Origin of the sequence: Halococcus thailandensis JCM 13552, from assembly GCF_000336715.1 — an archaeon.
In the GTDB taxonomy this organism is placed as follows: Archaea; Halobacteriota; Halobacteria; order Halobacteriales; family Halococcaceae; genus Halococcus; species Halococcus thailandensis.
The window spans coordinates 1-489 of the sequence record NZ_AOMF01000006.1 but is presented as its reverse complement, the minus strand read 5'-3'; the positions used below and the strand labels follow the sequence as shown (position 1 = coordinate 489).

General features: G+C 62.6%; 1 pseudogene. It reads left to right on the top strand.

The features are described 5' to 3' along the window. Positions 1-286, top strand: a pseudogene (locus C451_RS00090) (hypothetical protein); the annotation flags it as partial. Positions 287-489: the final 203 nt, after the last annotated feature.

Sequence of the window (489 nt, the reverse complement as noted above, 5' to 3'; positions counted from 1 at the left end):
GAGTTATTCCGAGCACGACCCTGCGCCGTTCCGCGTCGTCCTCGACGAGGACCGCGACGACGACGCCGACCAAATCGACCCCGAACAGATACGGCGCGCCGAGCGCGTGCGCGCCTACCTGCTCGACTGTCAGCCGTGGTGCGACGGCGGCATCTCGCAGGGTGACGCCGCCGCTAAACAGGGATTCAGTAGCTCGTGGGCGACCGACCGCAAACAAGAGTGGGAATCCGGCGAGTGGAATCATCTCGACGGCGTGCCGGAACCGTCGAAAGTCGAAACCGCATGACGGCGATTGATTCCTCCCGGTCCATCCTCCACCCACACCCCCATGCCGCATTACTTACTTACAGAGTGATGGGATTTTTCGGGGGGGCGGGGGATTGGCGGGGTCGCCATTTGGCTGATTTTCGCCGGGGGTCTCGCGTCGATCTGCTCGACGAACCGGCGGGTCAAGGTCAAGCAAAATTATGAATCGCTCTCGAAAGGCGG